This window comes from Streptomyces sp. NPDC041191, assembly GCF_055591945.1.
The window spans coordinates 295739-318666 of sequence record NZ_JBVIZC010000005.1; the positions used below are offsets into that span (position 1 = coordinate 295739).

21 protein-coding genes and 1 tRNA gene are annotated in these 22928 nt (G+C 73.6%); 14 read left to right on the plus strand and 8 right to left on the minus strand.

All coding sequences use genetic code 11. From position 1 onward, the window contains the following. The first annotated feature begins 53 nt into the window (after positions 1-53). Genes ACZ6AQ_RS12475 through ACZ6AQ_RS12485 form a run of 3 tightly spaced genes read left to right on the plus strand, consistent with a single transcriptional unit; the run spans position 54 to position 4083 of the window. Positions 54-1982, plus strand: coding sequence for an acetyl/propionyl/methylcrotonyl-CoA carboxylase subunit alpha (locus tag ACZ6AQ_RS12475; protein ID WP_468759823.1), 1929 nt, complete (start codon positions 54-56; stop codon positions 1980-1982). 14 nt (positions 1983-1996) lie between these two features. Then, positions 1997-2914: a hydroxymethylglutaryl-CoA lyase gene (locus tag ACZ6AQ_RS12480; protein ID WP_468759825.1), complete on the plus strand. Its 918-nt coding sequence runs from the start codon at positions 1997-1999 to the stop codon at positions 2912-2914. A gap of 8 nt (positions 2915-2922) precedes the next feature. After that, positions 2923-4083: an acyl-CoA dehydrogenase family protein gene (locus ACZ6AQ_RS12485; RefSeq protein ID WP_468759585.1), complete on the plus strand. Its 1161-nt coding sequence runs from the start codon at positions 2923-2925 to the stop codon at positions 4081-4083. 184 nt (positions 4084-4267) lie between these two features. Here the strand turns inward: ACZ6AQ_RS12485 and ACZ6AQ_RS12490 are convergent, their stop codons facing one another. Further along, complete coding sequence (locus ACZ6AQ_RS12490; protein WP_468759587.1) at positions 4268-4543, minus strand: hypothetical protein; 276 nt, start codon at positions 4541-4543, stop codon at positions 4268-4270. Further along, positions 4540-5007, minus strand: a complete 468-nt coding sequence (locus tag ACZ6AQ_RS12495; RefSeq protein ID WP_468759589.1) for a hypothetical protein — start codon at positions 5005-5007, stop codon at positions 4540-4542. Before ACZ6AQ_RS12495 ends, ACZ6AQ_RS12490 begins: the two co-directional genes overlap by 4 nt. A 95-nt stretch (positions 5008-5102) precedes the next feature. On the opposite strand from ACZ6AQ_RS12495, the gene ACZ6AQ_RS12500 reads away from it, so the two are divergent. Genes ACZ6AQ_RS12500 through ACZ6AQ_RS12510 form a run of 3 tightly spaced genes read left to right on the plus strand, consistent with a single transcriptional unit; the run spans position 5103 to position 6395 of the window. After that, positions 5103-5942 (plus strand): helix-turn-helix domain-containing protein, encoded by an 840-nt coding sequence (locus ACZ6AQ_RS12500; protein WP_468759591.1) that lies wholly within the window; start codon positions 5103-5105, stop codon positions 5940-5942. After that, positions 5939-6148 carry a DUF397 domain-containing protein gene (locus ACZ6AQ_RS12505; RefSeq protein WP_468759592.1) on the plus strand — a complete coding sequence of 70 codons (210 nt, stop codon included), beginning with the start codon at positions 5939-5941 and terminating at the stop codon, positions 6146-6148. The genes ACZ6AQ_RS12500 and ACZ6AQ_RS12505 overlap by 4 nt, the downstream gene beginning before the upstream one ends. A gap of 34 nt (positions 6149-6182) precedes the next feature. Continuing rightward, a complete protein-coding gene (locus tag ACZ6AQ_RS12510; RefSeq protein WP_468759593.1) occupies positions 6183-6395 on the plus strand; it encodes a DUF397 domain-containing protein in 213 nt (70 codons plus the stop codon). 70 nt (positions 6396-6465) lie between these two features. Here the strand turns inward: ACZ6AQ_RS12510 and ACZ6AQ_RS12515 are convergent, their stop codons facing one another. Next, positions 6466-8160, minus strand: coding sequence for a beta-N-acetylhexosaminidase (locus tag ACZ6AQ_RS12515; RefSeq protein ID WP_468759594.1), 1695 nt, complete (start codon positions 8158-8160; stop codon positions 6466-6468). Positions 8161-8354: 194 nt separating this feature from the next. Between ACZ6AQ_RS12515 and ACZ6AQ_RS12520 the strand changes: the two genes are divergently transcribed. Beyond that, positions 8355-8630, plus strand: coding sequence for a hypothetical protein (locus tag ACZ6AQ_RS12520; protein ID WP_388692900.1), 276 nt, complete (start codon positions 8355-8357; stop codon positions 8628-8630). Positions 8631-8696: 66 nt separating this feature from the next. Further along, complete coding sequence (glmS, locus tag ACZ6AQ_RS12525; protein WP_388692898.1) at positions 8697-10514, plus strand: glutamine--fructose-6-phosphate transaminase (isomerizing); 1818 nt, start codon at positions 8697-8699, stop codon at positions 10512-10514. 190 nt (positions 10515-10704) lie between these two features. Here the strand turns inward: glmS and ACZ6AQ_RS12530 are convergent, their stop codons facing one another. Then, complete coding sequence (locus ACZ6AQ_RS12530) at positions 10705-11226, minus strand: universal stress protein (protein WP_468759595.1); 522 nt, start codon at positions 11224-11226, stop codon at positions 10705-10707. Positions 11227-12119: 893 nt separating this feature from the next. Between ACZ6AQ_RS12530 and ACZ6AQ_RS12535 the strand changes: the two genes are divergently transcribed. The 5 genes from ACZ6AQ_RS12535 to ACZ6AQ_RS12555 all read left to right on the plus strand — a co-directional run bounded on the left by ACZ6AQ_RS12535 (position 12120) and on the right by ACZ6AQ_RS12555 (position 18001). Further along, positions 12120-13286 carry a helix-turn-helix domain-containing protein gene (locus tag ACZ6AQ_RS12535; protein WP_468759597.1) on the plus strand — a complete coding sequence of 389 codons (1167 nt, stop codon included), beginning with the start codon at positions 12120-12122 and terminating at the stop codon, positions 13284-13286. Positions 13287-13413: 127 nt separating this feature from the next. Further along, positions 13414-14016 carry an oligoribonuclease gene (gene orn / locus ACZ6AQ_RS12540; protein WP_388690233.1) on the plus strand — a complete coding sequence of 201 codons (603 nt, stop codon included), beginning with the start codon at positions 13414-13416 and terminating at the stop codon, positions 14014-14016. Positions 14017-14133: 117 nt separating this feature from the next. Further along, positions 14134-14206: transfer RNA gene (locus tag ACZ6AQ_RS12545), tRNA-His, on the plus strand. A 262-nt stretch (positions 14207-14468) separates the two neighbouring features. After that, on the plus strand, positions 14469-17567 hold the full coding sequence (locus tag ACZ6AQ_RS12550) for a DNRLRE domain-containing protein (RefSeq protein ID WP_468759598.1): 3099 nt from the start codon (positions 14469-14471) through the stop codon (positions 17565-17567). Beyond that, positions 17564-18001 carry a hypothetical protein gene (locus tag ACZ6AQ_RS12555; RefSeq protein WP_468759600.1) on the plus strand — a complete coding sequence of 146 codons (438 nt, stop codon included), beginning with the start codon at positions 17564-17566 and terminating at the stop codon, positions 17999-18001. The genes ACZ6AQ_RS12550 and ACZ6AQ_RS12555 overlap by 4 nt, the downstream gene beginning before the upstream one ends. Positions 18002-18606: 605 nt before the next feature. Here ACZ6AQ_RS12555 and ACZ6AQ_RS12560 read toward each other — a convergent pair. Together ACZ6AQ_RS12560 and ACZ6AQ_RS12565 are read right to left on the minus strand one after the other, a co-directional pair. Further along, positions 18607-20046, minus strand: coding sequence for a HAMP domain-containing sensor histidine kinase (locus tag ACZ6AQ_RS12560; RefSeq protein WP_468759602.1), 1440 nt, complete (start codon positions 20044-20046; stop codon positions 18607-18609). Next, positions 20043-20744, minus strand: a complete 702-nt coding sequence (locus ACZ6AQ_RS12565) for a response regulator transcription factor (protein WP_468759603.1) — start codon at positions 20742-20744, stop codon at positions 20043-20045. Before ACZ6AQ_RS12565 ends, ACZ6AQ_RS12560 begins: the two co-directional genes overlap by 4 nt. An 86-nt stretch (positions 20745-20830) precedes the next feature. Between ACZ6AQ_RS12565 and ACZ6AQ_RS12570 the strand changes: the two genes are divergently transcribed. Next, positions 20831-21424, plus strand: a complete 594-nt coding sequence (locus ACZ6AQ_RS12570) for a hypothetical protein (RefSeq protein ID WP_468759605.1) — start codon at positions 20831-20833, stop codon at positions 21422-21424. A 16-nt stretch (positions 21425-21440) separates the two neighbouring features. Here ACZ6AQ_RS12570 and ACZ6AQ_RS12575 read toward each other — a convergent pair whose 3' ends face one another. Together ACZ6AQ_RS12575 and ACZ6AQ_RS12580 are read right to left on the minus strand one after the other, a co-directional pair. Next, positions 21441-22307 (minus strand): spermidine synthase, encoded by an 867-nt coding sequence (locus ACZ6AQ_RS12575; RefSeq protein WP_468759607.1) that lies wholly within the window; start codon positions 22305-22307, stop codon positions 21441-21443. A 92-nt stretch (positions 22308-22399) separates the two neighbouring features. After that, positions 22400-22840, minus strand: a complete 441-nt coding sequence (locus tag ACZ6AQ_RS12580) for a hypothetical protein (protein ID WP_468759608.1) — start codon at positions 22838-22840, stop codon at positions 22400-22402. Positions 22841-22928 lie beyond the last annotated feature (88 nt).

A 22928-nucleotide genomic window follows, 5' to 3' on the forward strand; every position in this document is an offset into this window, starting at 1 on the left:
TGCAGTCCACGGATGTGAGGGGAGCCCAGGAGAGCGTGAGGGGATCCCAGGAGATGCCGTCCATGTTCGACACCGTCCTCGTCGCCAACCGGGGCGAGATCGCGGTCCGCGTCATCCGCACCCTGCGGGAGCTCGGCGTGCGCTCGGTGGCCGTGTACAGCGACGCGGACGCCGGCGCCCGGCACGTGCGGGAGGCGGACACGGCGGTGCGGATCGGCCCGCCGCCGGCCTCCGAGTCGTACCTGTCCGTGCCCGCCCTGATCGAGGCCGCCCGCCGCACCGGCGCGCGGGCCGTCCACCCCGGGTACGGCTTCCTCGCGGAGAACGCGGAGTTCGCACGGGCCTGCGCGGAGGCGGGGCTCGTCTTCATCGGTCCGCCCGCCGGGGCGATCGCCCTGATGGGCGACAAGATCCGGGCGAAGGAGACCGTGGCGGCGGCGGGCGTCCCCGTCGTCCCGGGCGCCTCCGGCCCCGGGCTGGCCGACGCGGCCCGGGAGCTGGGCGCGCCCGTGCTGCTCAAGCCGAGCGCGGGCGGCGGCGGCAAGGGCATGCGGCTCGTGCGGGACCTGGCGGTCCTGGACGAGGAGATCGCGGCGGCCCGGCGCGAGGCCCGCTCCTCCTTCGGCGACGACACGCTCCTGGTGGAGCGGTGGATCGACCGGCCCCGGCACATCGAGATCCAGGTCCTCGCGGACGCCCACGGGAACGTGGTGCACCTCGGGGAGCGCGAGTGCTCGCTCCAGCGCCGCCACCAGAAGATCGTCGAGGAGGCGCCGAGCGTCCTGCTGACCCCGGAGATCCGGGCGGCGATGGGCGCGGCGGCGGTGGAGGCGGCCCGGTCCTGCGGCTACGTGGGCGCGGGCACGGTCGAGTTCATCGTCCCGGGCGGCGACCCCTCCCAGTACTACTTCATGGAGATGAACACCCGGCTCCAGGTCGAGCACCCGGTGACGGAGCTGGTCACGGGCCTGGACCTGGTGGAGTGGCAGCTGCGGGTGGCGGCGGGCGAGCCGCTGTCCTTCGCGCAGGAGGACGTCCGCCTGGACGGCTGGGCGATCGAGGCCCGCCTCTGCGCCGAGGACCCGGCCCGGGGCTTCCTGCCGTCGGGCGGCACGGTCCTGTCGCTGCGCGAGCCGCGGGGGAACGGCGTCCGCACGGACTCGGGCCTGAGCGAGGGCACGGAGGTCGGCAGCCTGTACGACCCGATGCTGGCGAAGGTCGTCGTGCACGCCCCGGACCGCCCGACGGCCCTGCGCCGTCTGCGCGCGGCCCTCGCGGAGACGGTGACCCTCGGCGTCCCGACGAACGCGGGCTTCCTGCGCCGCCTCCTGGCCCACCCGGACGTCGTCTCCGGCGCCCTGGACACGGGCCTGGTGGAGCGCGAGGCGGAGGGGCTCGTCCCGAAGGAGGTACCGGAGGAGGTGTACGCGGCGGCGGCGGCCGTACGGCTCGCGGAGCTGGACCCGGCGCCCCGGGACGGCTGGACGGACCCCTTCTCGGTGCCGAACGGCTGGCGCCTGGGCGGCGCTCCGGTCCCGCTCGCCTTCCCCGTACGCGTACCGGGCGCGGAACCCGTCACGGTCGGGGCGCCGCCCGGCGCCCGGGTCACGGACGGTTCGGTGACGGTCGTCGTGGACGGGGTCTCCCACACCTTCCACCGGGCCGGCGCCTGGCTCGGACGCGACGGCGACTCCTGGCACGTCCTCGACCACGACCCCGTCGAGGCCGCGCTCTCCGGCGCCCGGCACGGCGGGGCCGACACGCTGGCCGCGCCGATGCCCGGCACCGTGACCGTGGTGAAGGTGGCCGTCGGGGACGAGGTGGAGGCCGGGCAGAGCCTGCTGGTGGTGGAGGCGATGAAGATGGAGCACGTCATCTCCGCCCCGCACGCCGGCACCGTCACCGAACTGGACGTCACGCCCGGCACCGCCGTCGCCATGGACCAGGTGCTCGCCGTCGTCGCCCCCCGGGAGGAAGCGTGACCACCGGTCTGCCCATGACCGTCCCCTCCGCCGGGCTCCCCGCCCGGGTCCGCGTCCACGAGGTCGGGGCCCGGGACGGCCTCCAGAACGAGAGGACGGCCGTGCCGACGGAGGTGAAGGCGGAGTTCGTCCGCCGGCTCGCCGCCGCCGGCCTGGACACGGTGGAGGCGACCAGCTTCGTGCACCCCGAGTGGGTGCCCCAGCTCGCCGACGCCGAGGAGCTGTTCCCGCTCGTCCGCGACCTCCCGGTCCGCCTCCCGGTCCTGGTCCCGAACGAGCGCGGCCTGGACCGGGCCCTCGCGCTCGGCGCCCGGGAGATCGCCGTCTTCGCCTCGGCCACCGAGTCCTTCGCGAAGGCCAACCTGAACCGGACCGTGGACGAGTCCCTCGCCCTCTTCGCGCCGGTCGTCGTCCGGGCCGTGGAGGCCGGTCTGAAGGTCCGCGGCTACCTGTCGATGTGCTTCGGGGACCCCTGGGAGGGGCCCGTCCCGGTGGGGCAGGTCGTCCGGGTCGCCAGGGCGCTCGCCGACATGGGCTGCGACGAGCTGAGCCTGGGCGACACGATCGGCGTGGCGACTCCGGGGCACGTCGAGGCCCTGCTCACCGCGCTGAACGAGACGGGCGTCCCCACCTCCCGCCTCGCCGTGCACTTCCACGACACCTACGGACAGGCCCTGTCCAACACCCTGGCCGCGCTGCGGCACGGGGTGACCACGGTCGACGCCTCCGCCGGCGGCCTCGGCGGCTGCCCGTACGCGAAGAGCGCGACCGGCAACCTCGCCACCGAGGACCTCGTGTGGATGCTCGACGGTCTCGGCATCGAGACCGGGGTCGATCTGGCCGCCCTCACCGCCACGAGCGTGTGGATGGCCGGACAACTGGGCCGACCCAGCCCGTCCCGCACCGTCCGCGCCCTCTCCCACCAGGAGTGACGACAGCCATGTCCCTCGATCACCGGCTCTCCGCCGAGCACCAGGAACTCCGCCGCACCGTCGAGGCGTTCGCCCACGACGTGATCGCGCCGAAGATCGGCGACTACTACGAGCGGCACGAGTTCCCGTACGAGATCGTCCGCGAGATGGGCCGCATGGGCCTCTTCGGGCTGCCGTTCCCCGAGGAGTACGGCGGCATGGGCGGCGACTACCTGGCCCTCGGGATCGCCCTGGAGGAGCTGGCCCGGGTCGACTCCTCGGTGGCCATCACCCTGGAGGCGGGCGTCTCGCTGGGCGCGATGCCCCTGTACCTGTTCGGCACCGAGGAGCAGAAGCGGGAGTGGCTGCCGAGGCTGTGCACCGGGGAACTCCTGGGCGCGTTCGGCCTGACCGAGCCGGGCGCGGGCTCGGACGCGGGCGGCACCCGGACGACGGCCGTGCGCGACGGCGACCACTGGGTCATCAACGGGTCCAAGTGTTTCATCACCAATTCGGGTACGGACATCACCGGCCTGGTGACGGTCACGGCGGTCACCGGCCGCAAGCCCGACGGCCGCCCGCTGATCTCCTCGATCATCGTCCCGTCCGGCACCCCCGGCTTCACCGTCGCCGCCCCGTACTCCAAGGTCGGCTGGAACGCCTCGGACACCCGCGAGCTGTCCTTCGACGACGTCCGGGTCCCGGTGGAGAACCTGCTGGGCCAGGAGGGCCGGGGGTACGCGCAGTTCCTCCGCATCCTGGACGAGGGCCGGGTCGCCATCGCGGCGCTCGCGACGGGCCTCGCGCAGGGCTGCGTGGACGAGTCCGTGAAGTACGCGAAGGAACGTCACGCCTTCGGCCGCCCGATCGGGGACAACCAGGCCATCCAGTTCAAGATCGCGGACATGGAGACCCGGGCGCACATGGCCCGGATCGGCTGGCGGGACGCGGCCTCGCGCCTGGTCCTGGGCGAGCCGTTCAAGAAGGAGGCGGCCATCGCGAAGCTGTACTCCTCCACGGTGGCGGTGGACAACGCCCGCGAGGCGACCCAGATCCACGGCGGCTACGGCTTCATGAACGAGTATCCGGTGGCCCGGATGTGGCGCGACTCGAAGATCCTGGAGATCGGCGAGGGCACCAGCGAGGTCCAGCGGATGCTGATCGCGCGGGAGCTGGGCCTGCCGGGCTGACCCGGCCCCGGTCCCGGAAGCCCTGGAGGCCCCGGCCACCCGGGCGCCCGGACTCCCCGCGGCCGTCCGCCGCCCCTCGACCGGGGTGGTGGGCGGCCGCAGGCGTTCGGGGCCCCGTCCCGCGCCGCCCGCGCCCGGTCACACCGCCGTGTCCGGGTCCCCGTCCCGCGCCGCCCGCGCCCGGTCACACCGCCGCGTCCGGGTCCCACCCCGCGCCGCCCGCGTCCGTCACCAGGGCCACGTACTCGACCGTCACGGCGAAGGTGTCGTGCCCGGTCGCCGTCGCGTGCGCCAGGCACTCGACGTTCACGCCCGGCGGCACGGCCGTGGGCGGCGTCCCCCAGCCGCACCCGCCGTCCAGGCAGTGGGCCGTGGCGACGGTCTCGCCGCGCGGGTGCGGCCCGATCCGGCGCGTCGGGGGCGCCGCCTCCACGGCCGCCCCGGGCGCCGGCGCGCTCACGGCCGCCCCTCCGGCGGCGCGGAGTCCCTGAGCGTCATCTTCGGCGGGTCGTGCGGGTGGTTGCGGATCTCCACCACGCAGTCCACGGCCGCCGACTCGTCGTGCTGCGGTCCCCGCCGCATGTAGTGGTCGAACCAGCTCGCCAGGTGCGCGCAGGGCGTGCACCCCGGGGCCGGTTCCGGCCGGGGGCGGAGGCCGTGGTCGGCGGAGAGCACGACCGGGGGCACGCGCGTGGTGAGGATGCGGATGCTCGCCCACTCCCCCTCGGTCGGCGCCCGCAGGTCCTCGGGCGTCGCGGCCCACTCGGCCCCGCCACCCGGCGGACGTACGTACACCCGCCCGTCCTCCCTGCGGGTGACCTCGCCGAGGCGGACCGTTCCTCTGCCGGCGTCGGCCACGAAGGCGCCGGTGGAGGGGAAGGGCGGGGACGGGTCGGGGGGTGGGGGGACGTCCTGCACGGGCACGTTCGCTCCTCTCCGTAGTGAATCCACTACCAGGGGTGCCCAGCGTGGACTAGAGTCGGCCTCCTCTTCAACTAGGCAGCCCCGAAGGACAAGTCGTGGTCAATCGCAAGGAGTTGCGGCCGGAGTCCAGCCCGCAGGCGGCCTACGGGGCCCATCTGCGCAGGCTGCGCGAGGAACGGGTCTGGACCCAGGAGGACCTGGCCGGACCCATGGGGTGCTCCAGTCAGCACATCTCCGCCGTGGAAACCGGCCGTAAACCGCCGACCCTGCCGTTCTCACGCCGCGCCGACCAGGTCTTCGGCCTGGTCGGGAGCAAGGAGTCGTTCGAGCGCGAGTGGCGCGAGATGCGGCACGGCGTGCTGCTGGAGGGGTTCCCGGAGTACGTGGGGTACGAGGGCCGGGCGGTGGAGATCCGGCTGTTCGAGATCGGCATCGTCCCGGGCCTGCTGCAGACCCCGGAGTACGCGCGCGTCCTGGCGAACAGTGCCGTGAAGCGGGGGTCCATTACTCCGGAGCAGGCCGACGAGCGGGTGGCGGTCGTGGCCGCACGCCAAGCGGCACTGGAGCGCGCTCAACCGCCCATGGTCTTCGTGGTGATGGACGAGAGTTGCATCCGGCGGCCCGTTGGAGGGCACAAGGTGATGGACGCCCAACTGGAACGGCTCGTCGAGTTCGCGGACCGCGCCAACGCCCTACTCCAGATCGCTCCGTATGCCATAGGAGAGCGTCGCACGTTCGACCTCCCGTCCTACCTGCTCACGCTTACCGACCGATCGGTGGTGTGCTACGCCGAGTCGCAGACGCAGGGGCACTTCGACCGTGAAATGACGTCCGTGGTCCCCATGTTGACGGCCTACCATCAGCTTCAGGCCGCATCGCTCTCCCAGGCGGAATCCGTGGCCATGATCCAAGAAGCGCGAAAGGGCACCTCGTGACGACCGCATCCCCCCAGTGGTTCAAGTCCTCCTACAGCAACAACGGCGGCGCGTGCGTCGAGGTCGCCGTCAACCTCGTCCCCTCGCGCGGCACCGTCCCCGTCCGTGACTCCAAGGTCGTGGACGGGCCGGTTCTGGGCTTCCGCGCCGACGCCTTCTCCGCTTTCGTGGGAAGCGTCAGGACCGGAGAGTTCGGCGCCGTCTGATCGCCGGGCGGCCCCGCCGACCGAAAGGACGCCCATGACGACCGACGAGACCCCCCACTGGTTCACGTCCTCGTACAGCAACAACGGCGGCCAGTGCGTCGAGGTCGCCGTCAACCTCGTCCCCTCGCGCGGCACCGTCCCCGTCCGTGACTCCAAGGTCGCGGACGGACCCGTCCTGGACCTGGGCGCCACCGCCTTCGCGGCCTTCGTGGAGGGCGTCGGGCGCGGGGGGTTCGGCGTCCGCTGACGGACCCGCCGCACCACGCGGAACGCCCGGCCGGGAAGCCCCGGCCGGGCGTTCCGCGTGCGTGGGCGTGTTACTCGGCCGGCCAGGGGACCTCCGGTGAGCGGTACCAGTCGATGCCGAGGGCCCGGAAGCGCGGCGCCTGTTCCGCGAGGCGGACCTTGTACGTCTCCCAGTCGTGGGACGCGGCCGGGGACCAGCCCAGTTCCGCGATGCCCGGCAGGCGCGGGAAGGCCATCACGTCCAGGTCGTCGGTGGTGGACAGGGTCTCCGTCCACAGCGGGGACTCGACGCCCCGGACGGCGCTCGCGGGGACGCCGGGCAGATAGGCGGCCGGGTCCCAGTCGTAGGACCTGCGGACCTCGACGTACCCGGCCCAGGAGAGCCCGAGGCGGGTCTCCTTCGTGTACTTCATGTCGAGGTAGGTGCGGTCGGCGGGCGAGAGGATCAGGCCGGTGCCGTTCCGCGCGGCGGCGGCGACCCGCTCCTTCTCGGCGGCGGGGGTGCGGTCGAGGCCCCAGTACTGGACGAGGGCACCCTTCGCGGGGGTCGCCCCGGTGAGCTGGTGCCAGCCGACGACGGTCTTGCCGTACCTGGCGACGACCGGCTGCACCCGGTCCATGAAGGCCACGTAGTCGGCGTGGCTGGTGGAGTGGGCCTCGTCGCCGCCGATGTGGAGGTAGCGGCCGGGGGTGAGGGCGGCGATCTCCCGGACCACGTCGTCCACGAAGTCGTACGTGACGTCCTTGGGCACGCACAGGGAGCTGAAGCCGACCTTGGTGCCGGTGTAGAGGGGCGGGGCGACGCCGTCGCAGTTGAGTTCGGCGTAGGAGGAGAGGGCCGCGTTGGTGTGGCCCGGCATGTCGATCTCCGGGATCACCTCCTGGTAGCGGGAGGCGGCGTACCGGACGATCTCCTGGTACTGCTCCTTGGTGTAGAAGCCGCCGGGACCGCCGCCGACCTCGGTGGAGCCGCCGTGGGTGGTGAGCCGGGGCCAGGAGTCGACGGCGATGCGCCAGCCCTGGTCGTCGGAGAGGTGCAGGTGGAGGGTGTTCACCTTGTAGAGGGCGAGCTGGTCGATGTACCGCTTCACCTCGTCCACGGTGAAGAAGTGGCGGGCGACGTCGAGCATGGCGCCCCGGTAGGCGTAGCGCGGGGTGTCGGTGACGGTGCCGCCCGCGACCTTCCAGGGCCCGGCCTGGACGCTGTCGCGCTCGACGGCGGAGGGGAGCTGCTGGCGCAGGGTCTGGATGCCCCGGAAGAGCCCGGCGTGGCGGCGGGCGGTGACGGTGAGGCCCTCGGGCGCGGAGCTGAGCCGGTAGCCCTCGTCGCCGAGGGCGGTGTCGGTGGGGCTGATCCGGAGCCGGATGCCGCCCCGGGCCGCCTGGTCGTCCACGACGGGCAGCGGGAGGCCGGTGGCGGGGCGGAGCAGTCCGGCGAGGTAGCGGCCGAGGTCCTGGGACTCCCGGGAGCGCGTGTCCACCCCGATGCGGGTGGTGGCGGTGAGCGTGTAGGGCTCGCCCCGGGGGGAGACGGAGGCGGGCACGGGGACGATCCGGCCGAGCGGACGGACCTCGGGCTCGGCGGCGGCCCGCCGGCCGGCCGCCTTGCCGTCGCCGCCGCCGTCGGCGGCGGCGGCGGCGGCCTCGCCGCACGCGACGCCGGCGGTCGCCAGCAGGAGGAGGGAACCGATCAGGCGCGGAATCCTTCGGCGCGGGATCCGTCGGCGCGGGGTCCTTCGGTGCGGAGTGGTCAGGCGCTGTCTCACGGGCGGGCTCCCCTTCGGGTGAACGACGCGTCTGTCGTCTTCTTATATCCGGACCGGCGCTCCGCGTACCGCACCGCTCACCAACAGTTAAGGTCTAGGCCAACCGGCGCCTTCGGAGGTGTGATCTTCCCACCCCTGCCCGATTCCGGGCAGGAATCTTGCGTAAAGCGGCGAGGACCCCCCAATATTCACGGGTGCTCGAACGCCGTCCGTCGCACGACGACCTCATCGACCATCTGGTCCGCAGCACCGCGCTCCAGCGCGGTGAGGCCGCCCGGGTGGTGCTCGACGTGCTGGCGTACTTCGACGAGACGACCGAGGCGTTCGTCCGCCGCCGCCACCGCGAACTGCAGGCCGGCGGCGCCGTGAACGCCGAGATCTTCGAACGGATCGCGGCGGAACTGCCGCACCGGGCCGTGTCCCCGCCGGAGCTCTCGCTCCGGCAGCTCCGCCGGATCGTCTACGGCTGAGCGCGGAACGAGCGGAACGGCCCGGACGGCCGAGTACATCCACTGACTTGGAGGGGTTTCACCTTTATGTGCGGAATCGTCGGTTACATCGGTAAGCGTGACGTGGCCCCGCTGCTGCTCGAGGGCCTGCAGCGCCTGGAGTACCGCGGGTACGACTCGGCCGGCATGGTCGTCACCAGCCCGAAGGCCGGCGGCCTGAAGATGGTGAAGGCCAAGGGCCGCGTCCGCGACCTGGAGGCCCGCGTCCCCAAGCGCTTCACCGGCACCACCGGCATCGCCCACACCCGCTGGGCGACCCATGGCGCCCCCAGCGACGTCAACTCGCACCCGCACATGGACCCCGAGAACAAGGTCGCCGTCGTCCACAACGGCATCGTGGACAACGCCGCCGAGCTGCGCGCCAAGCTGGAGGCCGAGGGCGTCGTCTTCGCCTCCGAGACCGACACCGAGGTCATCACCCACCTCGTCGCGCGCTCCGAGGCCGAGACCCTGGAGGAGAAGGTCCGCGAGGCCCTGAAGGTCATCGAGGGCACCTACGGCATCGCCGTGATGCACGCCGACTTCAACGACCGCATCGTGGTCGCCCGCAACGGCTCCCCGGTCATCCTCGGCATCGGCGAGAAGGAGATGCTCGTCGCCTCCGACGTCGCCGCCCTGATCGCCCACACCCGCCAGGTCGTCACCCTGGACGACGGCGAGATGGCCACCCTCAAGGCCGACGACTTCCGCACGTACACCACCTCCGGCGCCACCACCACCGCCACCCCGGAGACCGTCGAGTGGGAGGCCGCCTCCTACGACATGGGCGGCCACGACACCTTCATGCACAAGGAGATCTCCGAGCAGCCCGACGCGGTCGACCGCGTGCTGCGCGGCCGGATCGACGACCGCTTCTCCACCGTGCACCTGGGCGGCCTGAACCTGGACCCGCGCGAGGCCCGCACCATCCGCCGCATCAAGATCCTCGGCTGCGGCACCTCGTACCACGCCGGCCTCATCGGCGCCGGGCTCATCGAGTCCATGGCCCGCATCCCCGCCGACGCCGAGCCGGCCTCGGAGTTCCGCTACCGCAACCCGGTCGTGGACCCCGACACCCTCTACATCGCCGTCTCCCAGTCCGGCGAGACCTACGACGTGCTCGCCGCCGTCCAGGAGCTCAAGCGGAAGGGCGCCCGCGTCCTCGGCGTCGTCAACGTCGTCGGCTCCGCCATCGCCCGCGAGGCCGACGGCGGCGTGTACGTCCACGCCGGTCCCGAGGTCTGCGTCGTCTCCACCAAGTGCTTCACCAACACGGTGACCGCCTTCGCGCTGCTCGCCCTGCACCTCGGCCGCATCCGCGACCTGTCCGTCACCGACGGCAAGCGGATCATCGAGGGCCTGCGCCGCCTCCCCGCCCAGATCGAGGAGATCCTCAAGGGCGAGGACGAGATCAAGCGGCTCGCCGCGGAGTACGCGGGCGCCCAGTCGATGATGTTCATCGGGCGCGTGCGCGGCTACCCGGTCGCCCTGGAGGCGTCCCTGAAGCTCAAGGAGATCTCCTACATCCACGCCGAGGCGTACCCCGCCTCCGAGCTGAAGCACGGCCCGCTCGCCCTCATCGAGCCCGCCCTGCCGACGGTCGCGATCGTCCCCGACGACGACCTCCTGGAGAAGAACCGCGCCGCCCTGGAGGAGATCAAGGCCCGCAGCGGCCGCATCCTCGCGGTCGCGCACCAGCCGCAGGAGAAGGCCGACCACACCATCGTGGTCCCGAAGAACGAGGACGAGCTGGACCCGATCCTCATGGGCATCCCGCTCCAGCTCTTCGCGTACCACACCGCCCTCGCCATGGGCCGCGACATCGACAAGCCGCGCAACCTGGCCAAGTCCGTCACGGTCGAGTAGCGGGACCCCGGGCCTGTCCCCCGGACCCGCCGCCGGGCCTGTCCCCCGGCGCCGCCCGACCTGACACACGACGGTCCCCGTGCACACACCTCCCGTGCACGGGGACCGTCGTGCTTCCCGGGACGGCCGGAACAGCCGGAACCACCAGGGCTACGGGCCTACGGGCCTACGGGCCTACGGGCCTACGGGCCTACGGGATGACGATGACGGGCCGGCGGGCGCGGCGCGCCAGGCGCCCGGCCACCGAGCCGAAGATCCGCCCGACGATCCCGTGCGTGGAGCCGACCACGATCGCGTCGGCCGCGTACTCGCGGCCGACCTCCTCCAGCTCGTGGCAGATGTCCCCGCCGCGCTCGACCAGGATCCACGGCACCTCGGCGAGGTAGTCGGCGCAGGCCAGCTCCAGGCCCAGGACCTCGGTGCGGTGGTCGGGCACGTCGACGAAGACGGGGGGCTCGCAGCCCGCCCACACCGTGGTGGGCAGCCGGTTGGCCACGTGCACGATGATCAGGCCCGAGCCGGAGCGGCGGGCCATGCCGATGGCGTACGCGAGGGCGCGCTCACTGGACGTGGAGCCGTCGAAGCCGACGACGACCCCGTGCCGGAAGGCCGGGTCGCAGGCGTGACGTGGCTGTTCTACCGCCAGGGGGTCGACCGTGGAGTCGGCGACGCGCTCGCGGTCCGCGGGTTCGAAGAATTCGTGACCGGCCATCGGTGTCTCGGCGAAGAGGGTCCTCGTGAGAAGGAACGGGAAAGGGGTGAGGGACGGCGGGAGAGCGGAGCTGTGTCCGGGAATGGTCTTCCCCTGCTGATACCCCCAAGGGTACGGCGCCACTCCTCTCCTGCCCAGGGGCCGCCGCGCGGTGTCCGGCGCGCACACCGCTCGCGCGGCGTTCCAGGGAGCATGCACGAGCGGTTCGGGATCTGGCAATGCCGCTTGTGCCCTACAGGCGTCCGGCAGACGTCCGGCAGACGCCCGGTCGCCCCCCGCGACCGCCCGCACGCGGACCGGACGGGGCCCCGAGGGGGCGCGGGGGCGGTGCGGCCGGGAGTGACCGGGGCGCTCCCTTCCTCGTTGCCACGGAGCCGCCCCGCCGCGGGGAGACCGTCCGCGACCGCGCCGCCGGCCGGCGCCGTCCGCAGCCGTCCGGCGCCGGACCCGCCCCGACGGGCCTCCGGGAGGGGCCGGGGAGGGCTCCGAGCCGGTCCGGAGCCCCTGCGAGTTGACAGGCTCGCACACCCGCTCCCATACGTTTTCAGCCAACTTCCACCGCCTGGCGCGTCCTTGGCGTAACGATTGGCCAACCCCGGCGCCCGTAGCGGGTAAACCCCTGCCCCGAGGGGGCGCACCCCCCGCCGACCGGGGCGTTCGCCACCCGGGCCGACACGGCGCGGCGCCCCGGAGGCGACGGTTCCCGATCGATCGCTTCGCGCCAAGTTGCCTTGTCGACAATCCACCGGTTCGAGAACGTGGCACGCCGGCGTCACGGGACGCAGTAGATTCGATCATGGGTACCGAGGACTGGGGTCTCGTGCAGAACCGAGGGGAAACGTGCAGGTGCGACACGACCAGGGAGACGCGAACACCGAGGGGGGCTTAGCGTCATGAGCCAGGACTCCGCAGTACCGGAGGCCGCACGGAGACTGTCCGGACGGCGCCGTCGCGAAGTCGTCGCGGTGCTGTTGTTCAGCGGCGGCCCCATCTTCGAGAGCTCCATCCCGCTCTCCGTGTTCGGCATCGACCGCCAGGACGCCGGAGTGCCACGTTACCGGCTGCTCGTCTGCGCCGGTGAGGAGGGCCCGCTGCGGACCACCGGCGGACTCGAACTCACCGCGCCGTACGGCCTGGAGGCCATCGGCCGGGCGGGCACCGTCGTCGTCCCGGCCTGGCGGTCGATCACCTCGCCGCCGCCGCCGGAGGCGCTCGACGCGCTCCGCCGCGCGCACGAGGAGGGGGCCAGGATCGTCGGGCTGTGCACCGGGGCGTTCGTCCTCGCGGCGGCCGGACTGCTCGACGGCCGGCCGGCGACCACGCACTGGATGTACGCGCCGACGCTCGCCAAGCGCTACCCGTCGGTCCACGTGGACCCCCGGGAGCTCTTCGTGGACGACGGGGACGTCCTGACCTCCGCCGGCACCGCGGCCGGAATCGACCTGTGCCTGCACATCGTGCGGACCGACCACGGCACCGAGGCCGCGGGCGCGCTCGCGCGCCGGCTGGTCGTCCCGCCGCGGCGCAGCGGCGGTCAGGAGCGCTACCTCGACAGGTCTTTACCCGAGGAGATCGGCGCCGACCCGCTGGCCGAGGTCGTCGCCTGGGCCCTGGAGCACCTCCACGAGCAGTTCGACGTGGAGACCCTGGCCGCGCGCGCCTACATGTCGCGGCGGACCTTCGACCGCCGGTTCCGCTCGCTCACGGGCTCGGCCCCGCTCCAGTGGCTGATCACCCAGCGGGTGCTCCAGGCGCAGCGGCTCCTCGAAACCTCCGACTACTCGGTGGACGAGGTGGCGGGCCGGTGCGGCTTCCGCTCCCCCGTGGCGCTGCGCGGCCACTTCCGGCGCCAGCTCGGCTCCTCCCCGGCGGCCTACCGGGCGGCGTACCGCGCCCGCCGGCCGCAGGGCGACATCGGCACGGCGGTGCTCGATCCGGTCGTGCCCGCCCAGGTCCCGGCCGGCGTCCGGCGCCCGGCCCCGCAGGAGCAGGGGAAGCCGGGAGCCGACGCCTACGCCCCCGGGCGCGCCTCGCTCCCGGGCCAGCGCAGCGCTCCGTAACGAGGACCCGCGCGGTCACGAGCCGCGCACCGCGGGGGCGGCGGGCGCCCGGGGGGACACCTCCCCCGGGCGCCCGCCGCCCCCGTTCGCACGGGAAGAGCCCCCGGGAAGCCCCTAAGGTGGACGCATGAACGACCGCATGGTGTGGATCGACTGCGAGATGACCGGGCTCTCGCTGACGGACGACGCACTCATCGAGGTGGCCGCGCTGGTCACCGACTCGGAACTGAACGTGCTCGGCGACGGGGTGGACATCGTGATCCGCCCGCCGGACGCCGCCCTGGAGACCATGCCGGAGATCGTGCGCCAGATGCACACGGCCTCGGGGCTGCTCGACGAGCTGCCCGGCGGCACCACGCTCGCCGACGCGGAGGCCCAGGTCCTCGCGTACGTCCGCGAGCACGTCAAGGAGCCCGGCAAGGCGCCGCTGTGCGGGAACTCGGTCTCCACGGACCGGGGCTTCCTCGCCCGCGACATGCCCGCCCTGGAAGGCCACCTGCACTACCGGATCGTCGATGTCTCCTCGGTCAAGGAGCTGGCCCGCCGCTGGTACCCGAGGGCGTACTTCAACAGTCCGGAGAAGAGCGGCAACCACCGGGCGCTCGCCGACATCCGCGAGTCCATCGCGGAACTGCGCTACTACCGCGAGGCGGTCTTCGTGCCGCAGCCCGGCCCCGACTCGGACACCGCCAAGCGGATCGCCGCCCGCCACGTCCTGTCCGCCGAATGACCGCCCGCTCGCGCCCGCGCGGACCCCTCCGGGAAACGTGGGCGCGAGCACCCTCCGGAACCCTGTAGACTTCTTCTCGGCCGGTCGGGGAAACCTTCGGGAAAACCGCCGGGCGTGGTGGGTATAGCTCAGATGGTAGAGCACCTGGTTGTGGTCCAGGATGTCGCGGGTTCGAGTCCCGTTACTCACCCTTTCAGGGGAAGGCCCTGATCCATGGAGACATGGATCAGGGCCTTCTTCGCGTTCCGGCGCGGACCGCCGGGCGGCGGGAGCCGCCGCGCCCCCGGAACACCCCCCTCATGATCACAAAAGGTGACACACCGTACCGCCCGCGCACCCAGTGTGACCGAGCACACGCTTTCCCGGCTGTCCCTTCACATGATGATCATGAAAAGCTCGCGCGGCCTGCACCGCAGGCGAACCACATCGAACGAACGAGTTAAGGGGGGTGGATGCGAAGAGGAACACGGATCGCGTCCGTCTCGACCGCGGTGGCCCTGACGCTGTCCCTGCAGCTGCCGGCCCTGGCGGAAGAGCGAACGGCGATACCCACGGAAACGACGGACGCCGTCCCGGACCGCACCGAGGCGCCCGACCTCGCGTCGGCGCGCCTGGCCGCCGTGCTCGGCGGCAAGCGGGTCGAGGCCCTGTCCGAGCGGACGGAGGCCTCCAGCACCTGGGTCAACCCGAACGGGACGGTCACCACGGAGACCGCGTCCGGGCCGGTCCGGATCAGGGAGGGGGGCGAGTGGAAGCAGCTCGACACCACCCTCGTCGACACCGGGACACGGCTCGAACCCGAGGCCGCCGTCGCCGACGTCAAACTGTCCGACGGCGGGGCCGAGGACTTCGCGGCGGTGACCCGCAGCGGACGGACCTTCGGCCTGGACTGGTCCGCCACGAAGGCCCTCCCGGCCCCGGAGGTCGAGGGGGACACGGCGGTCTACCCCGAGGTGGTGCCCGACGGCGACCTGCACGTCACCGCGCTCCCCCAGGGCTTCACCGAATCGCTCATCCTGCGCGAGCGCCCCACCGAGCCGGTCGAACTGCGGCTCCCGGTCACGCTGGAGGGCCTGAGCCTGGAGAAGGAGCGGTCGGGACACCTGCGCCTGGAGGACGCCACCGGGAAGCTGGTCGCCAGCGCCCCGGCGCCCCGGATGTGGGGCACGGGAACGGACCCGAAGTCCGGTGACCCCACCCACTCCATGGAGATCGAGACCCGCATCGAGCAGAGCGCGGGCCGGCCGGTCCTGGTCCTCAAGCCCAGCATGGCCTTCCTCACCGACCCCGACGTCACCTACCCGGTGAACATCGACCCCACGACGACCCTCGCGGCGTCCACGGACACCTGGGTCGCCACCAACTACCCGGACTCCCAGCGCGGTTCGACCGAACTGAAGGCCGGCACCTACGACGGCGGCACCACGAAGGCCCGTTCGTACGTGAAGTTCGACGTGTCGAAGTACGCCGGCAAGCAGATCCTGGACACCGAGTTCAGGCTGCACTCCTACTGGTCGTCGAGCTGCTCCGCGACCGGTTCCGGCGTGGCCGTCCGGCGCATCACCGCGAACTGGGACCCCAGCGCGGTGACCTGGGGCGCGCAGCCCGCGACGACGGCCGACGACGCGGTCGTCTCCAAGGCCGCGTACGGGTACAGCTCGGCCTGCCCGGCGAACTTCATGCGCTGGGACGTGGACGGGATCGTCCAGGCGTGGGCCGACGGCCAGCCGAACCACGGCCTCCAGGTGCGCGCCGTGGACGAGGCGGACTCGACGAGCTGGCGGCGCTTCCGCTCGGCGAACTACGTGGACGGGGCCCAGGGCCCGACCGAGCCGACGCTCGTCGTGACCTACAACACCAAGCCGAACGCCGGCAGCGCCGTGAGCCCCGCCGAGGGCACGGTCACCGCGGACACGACCCCGACCCTCACCGCCCAGGCCACCGACCCCGACGCCGACTCCGTGCGGCTCACCTTCGAGGTGTGGAACAAGGACGCCACCGCGAAGGTGACGAGCGGGACCTCCGCGTTCGTCGCCTCCGGCAAGCCCGCCGCCTGGACCTCCGGGGCGCTCGCGCCGGGAACGTACAAGTGGCGCGTCTCGGTGTACGACGGCAAGCTCTGGAACGGGGGTTGGTCCGCCTGGCGCACCCTGACCGTCGACACCTCCGTGCCGGTGGCGCCCTCGGTCGCCTCCTCCGTCTACCCGGCCGACGGCCTGTGGCACGGCGGTGCGGGGACCCCCGGCTCCTTCACCGTCACCGACCCCCAGGGCAAGGCCGTCGCGGCCGAGTACTCCCTGGACGGCGGCCCGGCGGGCACGGTGGCCCTCTCGGCCGGCCGGGGAACGGTGACGCTGACCCCCTCGGCCGACGGCACCCACGTCCTCTCCGTCCGCGTGAAGAACGCGGCGGGAACGTGGTCGGACCCGGCGGAGCACGCGTTCCGCGCCGGCCGGATCACCGGCGTCCTCTCCCCCTCCTTCGTCAACGAGGTCGCCGAGACGCACTTCTCCGACCTGCTGCACCCCGAGGAGGAGCAGACGGAGCCCGAGGACCGGCCCGTCGACACCGAGTACCCGGAGGTCGACGACACGCCCGCGGACTACCAGGAGCAGGAGGACCCCGAGGTCGTCGAGACCGAGGAGTCCGTCCTGGCCTCCGGCGTCGTGGAACTCCCCGGCACGGCCGGTCAGGAGATCGTCGGCACCAGCGCGGACGGCTCCGTCCAGACGTCGGTGGCCATGCCCTCGGGCGCCGCGGCGGCCGCCACGCTCAGCGAGACCGGCGTCGTCGTCTACCCGAACACGCAGACGGACGCGGACACGCTCGCCATCCGGACCGGGCAGAACGCCGTCGAGACGTTCCACCTGCTCCGGAGCGCCTCCGCGGCGACGAGCTACACGTACACCCTGCGCCTGCTGCCCGGTCAGACGGCGACGCAGGGCGCGGACAACGTCATCATCGTCTCGGACGAGCTGGGCAACCTGACCTTCATCACCGCCCCCGTCGCCCGGGACGCCAAGGGCGCCGGCATCCCCGTGAAGCTCACGCTCTCCGGGAACGAGGTCACCGCCTCGCTGGCCCCCGCCGCCGGCCAGACCCTGGCCTACCCGGTCCTGATGGACCCCGGCTTCGGTTACGGCAGCGCCACGCCCTCCGAGCGGTCGTACTGCTTCTGGAACCCGATCGACTGCACCGCCGCGTACGACGCCGCGAACAAGGCGTTCAAGCAGGCGCAGGACTGGTACCCGGACAAGACCCTCTTCCAGGGCACCGGCGACTCCTTCCGGCACTGCTACTGGAACGCGCGCATGGAGATCCGTCTGTCCACCAAGGACGCCTACGAGTTCGCGACCCGGCACGAGTCGACGTCCAAGGGCGTCGACAAGCAGATGGACCTGAAGAACAACGCGATCGGCCGGGAGATCGGCCGCAAGCGGACCGGCCAGACCAACGCCGGGACCAGGGCGCGGGACGATTGCCGCAGTGCCCAGCGGAACGGCAAGCTGTGGATCATCAAGAGCGGACGACTCGTGAGGAGCAACAGTTGAGCCCTCTCTTCGTGAAGCGGGCGGGAGCGGCGGTCCTCGTCCTGGAGGTCTGCTACGTGCTGCTCATGGAGCTGGCCTTCGCGCTCCTCGTGGTGGACACGTCCGGGATCGACCACCCGGGGTCGGAGGGCTCCGGGGGCCTCCTCCTGGCGGCCGAGGCGACGGCGGCGCTGGTCCTGCTCTGGGCCGCGGCCGTGCTCGTGCTCCCCGCCCTCGCGGAGAAGGGTCCCCGGTGGGCCCGTGCCGCCGGGCTCGTCGCCGCGGCGGCCCTCCAGGTCCTCGGCATCCGGTCGGCGACGTCCAACGCGCTGGCCCAGGACGCCGGGCCCGACGTCGTGGTCAACGCGCTGATGGTGCTGTGCGCCCTGGTCGCCGTCGCCGCGTGCGTCCTGGGGCTCCGCGACGCGTCGCGGAGAACGGCGGTCCGGGGCTGAGCCCGGCCCCGGCGCCCGTGCGGGTGCCGGGGGCCGCGCCCGCCCCGGGGAGGCCCCGGTCCTCACGGACCGGGGCCTCCGTCGTGTCCGCGGCCGGGAAAGGCGCGCCCCGGCCGGGGGGTGGGTGGGGGAGGCCGGGGCGCGCTGCTCGGGGGTGGGTGGAGAGGAAGAGGAGGCCGGGTGCGGCCGGTGGGAACCTTCGTGCTCGGGGTGTGACAGCACGCTAGCGGCCGGGAAGGGCGGAAACCGGCCTCCGGGGGCGGGGGCGGGGTTTCTTACGGGTCGCTTAAGGAGGCCATCGGGAGGGGGAAAGGTTCGCCTCCCGGGAGAGGCAGGGGCGGGGGAAGGAGGAGGGAGCGGGGAGACGGGACCGGGCGGGACCCCGAGACCGTACCGGCGGGGCCGGGACCGGGATCGGGACCGGCGGGGCCGAGACCGTACCGGCGGGGCCGGGACCGTGCCGGCGGAGCCGAGACCGTACCGGCGGGGCCGGGACCGTGCCGGCGGAGCCGGGACCGTACCGCCGGAGCCGAGGCCGTACCGGCGAGCCCGGGGCCGGGACCGTACCGCCGAGCCCGGGACCGTACCGCCGGAGCCGGGAGGCGTCAGCGCTCCCCCGCCCGCCGCGTTCCCCTCCCCCCGCGCCTGCGGCGGGACGGGCGGTGGGCGCGGCGGGGGGACGTACGGGCGGGGCCGGACGCCCCGGCGGCGCCGGACGTCCCGGCGCGACCGGCCAGGCCGAGCCAGACGCGGACCTCGGTGCCGCCGAGCACCGAGCGGCCGATCCGGACGTCGCCGCCGGTGCCCTCCGCCATCCGCCGCGCGATGTCGAGGCCGAGTCCCGTGGAGCCGTCCCGGTCGCCGCCGTTGCCCCGGGCCAGGGCGGCGGCGGGGTCGTCGATGCCGGGGCCCGCGTCCGAGACCAGGACGATGACGGCGTCGTCGCCGTTGTGGACGTCGACGGAGAAGGCGGTGCCCTCGGGGGTGTGGCGGAAGACGTTGCCGAGCAGGGCGTCGAGGGCCGCGACCAGTTCGGGACGGGCGACCGGGATGCGGACCGGACGCTCGACGCCCGCGACCCGCACCCGCCGTCCCTCGTCCTCCGCGAGCGCCGACCAGAAGTCCATCCGCTCGCGGACCACTTCGGCGGCGTCGCAGCCCGCGCCGGGTCCGGTCGCCCGGGTCTGCGGCTTCGCCTCCCGGGCCGTACGGATGATGATGTCGACCTCGCGCTCCAGCTGTTCCACGGCCGTACGGGTCTGTTCGGCGGCCGGACCCGCGCCGAGCGAGGCCGCGTTGAGCCGGAGGACGGTCAGCGGGGTGCGCAGCCGGTGGGAGAGGTCGGCGGCCAGCTCGCGTTCGTTGGCGAGGAGCTGGACGACCTGGTCGGCCATCGAGTTGAAGGCGACGGCGGCCGACTTGAGCTCCGGCGGCCCCTCCTCGGGGACGCGCACGCCGAGCTGCCCCTCCCCCAGCTCGTGGGCGGCGCCCGCGAGCCGCTGGGCGGGCTGGACCATGCGGACGCCGAGGCGGTCCGCGACGGCGACGGAGCCGACGACGAGGGCGATGCCGACCCCCGCGAGGATCAGCCAGGCGGTGGCGACGCCGTTGGACACCTCGCCCTCGGGGACGAAGAGTTCGACGATCGCGACCTCCCCGCTGCTGATCGCGGTGGGCTGGAGCAGGGCGAAGCCGCCCGGGACCTCCGCGATGGAGGCCCGGCCCAGTCCGCGGGTGGCCCGTAGCTCCTCCTCGCCGGCCCGCCGGGTGCCGATCTCCAGCGGCGGCGCGCCCGGGATGTCGGAGGGCACGTGGACGGCGAGCCGGCCGGCGGGCCCGTCCTCGGTGGCGGCGACGGCCCTCTCCAGCTCGTCGCGGTCGGTGGTGATCGCGAGGACGGGGGCCAGGCCGGAGGCCCGCCGTTCGGCGTTGGAGAACGCCCGGTCGCGGGCCATCTCCTTGACGACGAGTCCGAGGGGGACGGCGAAGGCGACCACGACCATGACGGTGACGGCCAGGGAGACCTTGACCAGCGCCCATCTCACGGCCGCGGCTCCCGGGGAGGCTCCAGCTTCACGCCGACGCCGCGCAGGGTGTGCAGGTAGCGGGGCCGGGCGGCCGTCTCGCCCAGCTTCCTTCGCAGCCACGACAGATGGACGTCGATGGTCTGGTCGTCGCCGTAGGACTGCTGCCACACCTCGGCGAGCAGCTCCTTGCGCGGGACGACCACGCCGGGCCGACCGGCGAGGAAGGCCAGCAGGTCGAACTCGCGCCGGGTCAGGTCCAGGGGCGCGCCGTCCAGCTCCGCCCGGCGGCGCAGCGGATCGACGGTGAGCCCGCCGACGCGGAGGACCGCGGAGGGCGGCGCCTCGCCGGCGGCGGACCGGGCGCGGCGCAGGACGGCGGCCATCCGGGCCGAGAGGTGGTCGACGGAGAAGGGCTTCACCAGGTAGTCGTCGGCCCCGGCGTGGAGGAGCCGTACGATCTCGGCCTCGTCGTCCCGGGCGGTCGCGATGATCACCGGCACGTCGGTGATGCCGCGCAGCATCTTGAGCGCCTCGGCCCCGTCCAGGTCGGGTAGTCCGAGGTCGAGGACGACCACGTCGAAACGGAAATGGGCGACCTCGCGCAACGCCTCCAGGGCAGTACCGACGCTGCGTACCGTGTGGGACGCCGCGGTGAGCTGCCGGATGAGGGCGGAGCGCACGAACTGGTCGTCCTCGACCACGAGCACACTTGCCATGGGCGGCACCGTACGCCATGTGGGCGAATCGTCGGACAACGTCACCCGCGGGGACGGTGCTCCGGACCATGGTGCACCATGGTCCGGTGCGAAGAGGACTGGTACACGCCCTGGCCTGGTCACTCGCCACCGGCGCGGCGGTCACCCTGTCCTGGTGGGGGGTGCACAGCGTGCTGACCGGCACCGTGTACGACCCGCCGCGCGCCCTCCCCCTGCCGGCCGGCGCCGTCGACGGGGTGTACGGCTCGGGCGGCGGCCCGCCGGTCTCCACGCCGTCGTCCCCCGGGACGGTCCCGTCCACCGCGCCGCCCACGGCGAAGCCGGGCGGCCCCCCGTCCACCACGGCCCCGCCGTCCCCCTCCGCCACCCCCTCCGCGCGCCCCTCGCTCCGGCCGGAGCCCACGACGGCGGCCCCCTCCACCCCTCCGGCGGACCGGGACCCCGGGTCGGGCGCGAACGTGAAGAGCTACCCCGTGGACGGCGGCCGGGCCACCTTCGACATCGGGGAGACCTCGGCCGAACTCGTCTCGGCGACGCCCGCCCCGGGCTGGCGGATGCAGGTGTGGAAGCAGACCAACTGGATCCGCGTCACCTTCACCCGGGACGACCGCGAACTGTCGGTCTTCTGCGTGTGGCACGACACCGCGCCCCGGGTGGAGATCGAGGACCGGACGGTCTGAGGGCCCGGACCGGCCCTCAGCGGAAGACCGAGGCCGGCGGCGCGGGCGAGGGTTTCGCGGTCGCGTCGGTGACCGGGGCCGCTCCCCCGGCGAAGTCGGCGAGAGCCCGGCCGTGTTCGACCCGGCCCGGGTGCGGGTCGGTGGCGACCCGGCGGGTCAGCTCGGCCACCGGCAGCTCCCGGTCCGAGGCGAGCAGCACCGCGTTGCCGAAGCGGCGCCCGCGCAGCACGGTCGGGTCGGCGGTCAGCGCCAGTTCGGGGAAGACGGCGGCGGCCGTGGCGATCTGGCCGCGCAGGTGGGCCAGCGGCGGGCCGTCGGCGAGGTTCGCCGCGTAGAGGCCGCCGGGCCGCAGCGCCCGCCGCACCTCGGCGAGGAACTCGGCGCTGGTCAGGTGGGCGGGGGTACGGGCTCCGCCGAACACGTCCGCGACGATCAGGTCCGCCCAGCCGTCCTGGACCCTGGCGAGCCCGGCGCGCGCGTCGGCGGAGCGGACCCGTACGCGGGCGTTCGGATCGAGCGGCAGTTCCCGCCGGACGAACCGGACCAGGGGTTCGTCCAGCTCCACGACCTGCTGCGTGGAGCGGGGGCGGGTCGCGGCGACGTACCGGGCGAGGGTGAGGGCGCCGCCGCCGAGGTGGACGACCCGGAGCGGCCGGTTCGGCGGGGCGGCGAGGTCCACGACGTGGCCGAGGCGCCGCTGGTACGCGAAGGCGAGGTGGGACGGGTCGTCGAGATCGACGTGCGACTGCGGGGCGCCGTCGAGGAGCAGGGTCCAGCCGCGCGGGCGCTCCCGGTCGGGTACGAGTTCGGCGAGGCCGCCGTCGACGGTCTCGGCGACGGGTGCGGCGGCCGCCGCCCGGTCACGCTGCTTGTTCCTGGCCATCGGCCCATTATCCGCTCGTCCGTACGCGTGTGCGTCCGTACGTCCGTGCGCGTGCGGTGCGGGGGTCCTCCGGGTCCGGGCGCGCGGCGGGCTCAGCGGCGGCCGTCGGCGGCCTCGATGAGCCGGGCCGCCTCGCCCAGCGCCTCGCGCAGGACGGCGGGGTCGGTGACCGGGTCGGTGTCGCCGGGGGGCAGCAGCCAGCCGGCGGGCCGGGGCGCGTCACCGGCGGGCTCGGGCAGCTCCGGCAGTTCGGGGAGGCGGAGGCCGCGTCCCGACGTGCGCGTACAGGCGCTGCCCGGCATGTCCCAGGCGGCGGCGGTGCCGGGCGGCACCAGGAACCCCAGGGTGTCGCAGGTCCCGTCGTGCACCACCGGCCCGACGGCGGGGGCCCCGGCCCGGCGCAGGATGTCGACGGCCTCCAGCCCCTGGCGGACCGGCACGGTGACCAGGTCCCAGGAGTCGGCGGGCGGCGGCCCGTCCGCTCCCGGGGCGGACGCCTGCCGGGTGGCCGACTGGGAACCGATCTCCGACATGGGACCCCTCCTCGCTCCATGGGGAGACACGTTCGCCTCCCTTACGGTTCAACGCCCGCGCGCGTCAACGGCTACGGCGTTTTCCCGC

Coding starts and splice junctions, on each gene's coding strand:
- ACZ6AQ_RS12575 (WP_468759607.1), bottom strand. CDS start 22,307: ATGGCCAGGAACAAGCAGCGTGACCGGGCGGCGGCCGCCGCACCCGTC.
- ACZ6AQ_RS12535 (WP_468759597.1), top strand. CDS start 12,120: ATGAGCCAGGACTCCGCAGTACCGGAGGCCGCACGGAGACTGTCCGGA.
- ACZ6AQ_RS12480 (WP_468759825.1), top strand. CDS start 1,997: ATGACCGTCCCCTCCGCCGGGCTCCCCGCCCGGGTCCGCGTCCACGAG.
- ACZ6AQ_RS12475 (WP_468759823.1), top strand. CDS start 54: ATGCCGTCCATGTTCGACACCGTCCTCGTCGCCAACCGGGGCGAGATC.
- ACZ6AQ_RS12550 (WP_468759598.1), top strand. CDS start 14,469: ATGCGAAGAGGAACACGGATCGCGTCCGTCTCGACCGCGGTGGCCCTG.
- glmS (WP_388692898.1), top strand. CDS start 8,697: ATGTGCGGAATCGTCGGTTACATCGGTAAGCGTGACGTGGCCCCGCTG.
- ACZ6AQ_RS12530 (WP_468759595.1), bottom strand. CDS start 11,226: ATGGCCGGTCACGAATTCTTCGAACCCGCGGACCGCGAGCGCGTCGCC.
- orn (WP_388690233.1), top strand. CDS start 13,414: ATGAACGACCGCATGGTGTGGATCGACTGCGAGATGACCGGGCTCTCG.
- ACZ6AQ_RS12510 (WP_468759593.1), top strand. CDS start 6,183: ATGACGACCGACGAGACCCCCCACTGGTTCACGTCCTCGTACAGCAAC.
- ACZ6AQ_RS12565 (WP_468759603.1), bottom strand. CDS start 20,744: ATGGCAAGTGTGCTCGTGGTCGAGGACGACCAGTTCGTGCGCTCCGCC.
- ACZ6AQ_RS12485 (WP_468759585.1), top strand. CDS start 2,923: ATGTCCCTCGATCACCGGCTCTCCGCCGAGCACCAGGAACTCCGCCGC.
- ACZ6AQ_RS12580 (WP_468759608.1), bottom strand. CDS start 22,840: ATGTCGGAGATCGGTTCCCAGTCGGCCACCCGGCAGGCGTCCGCCCCG.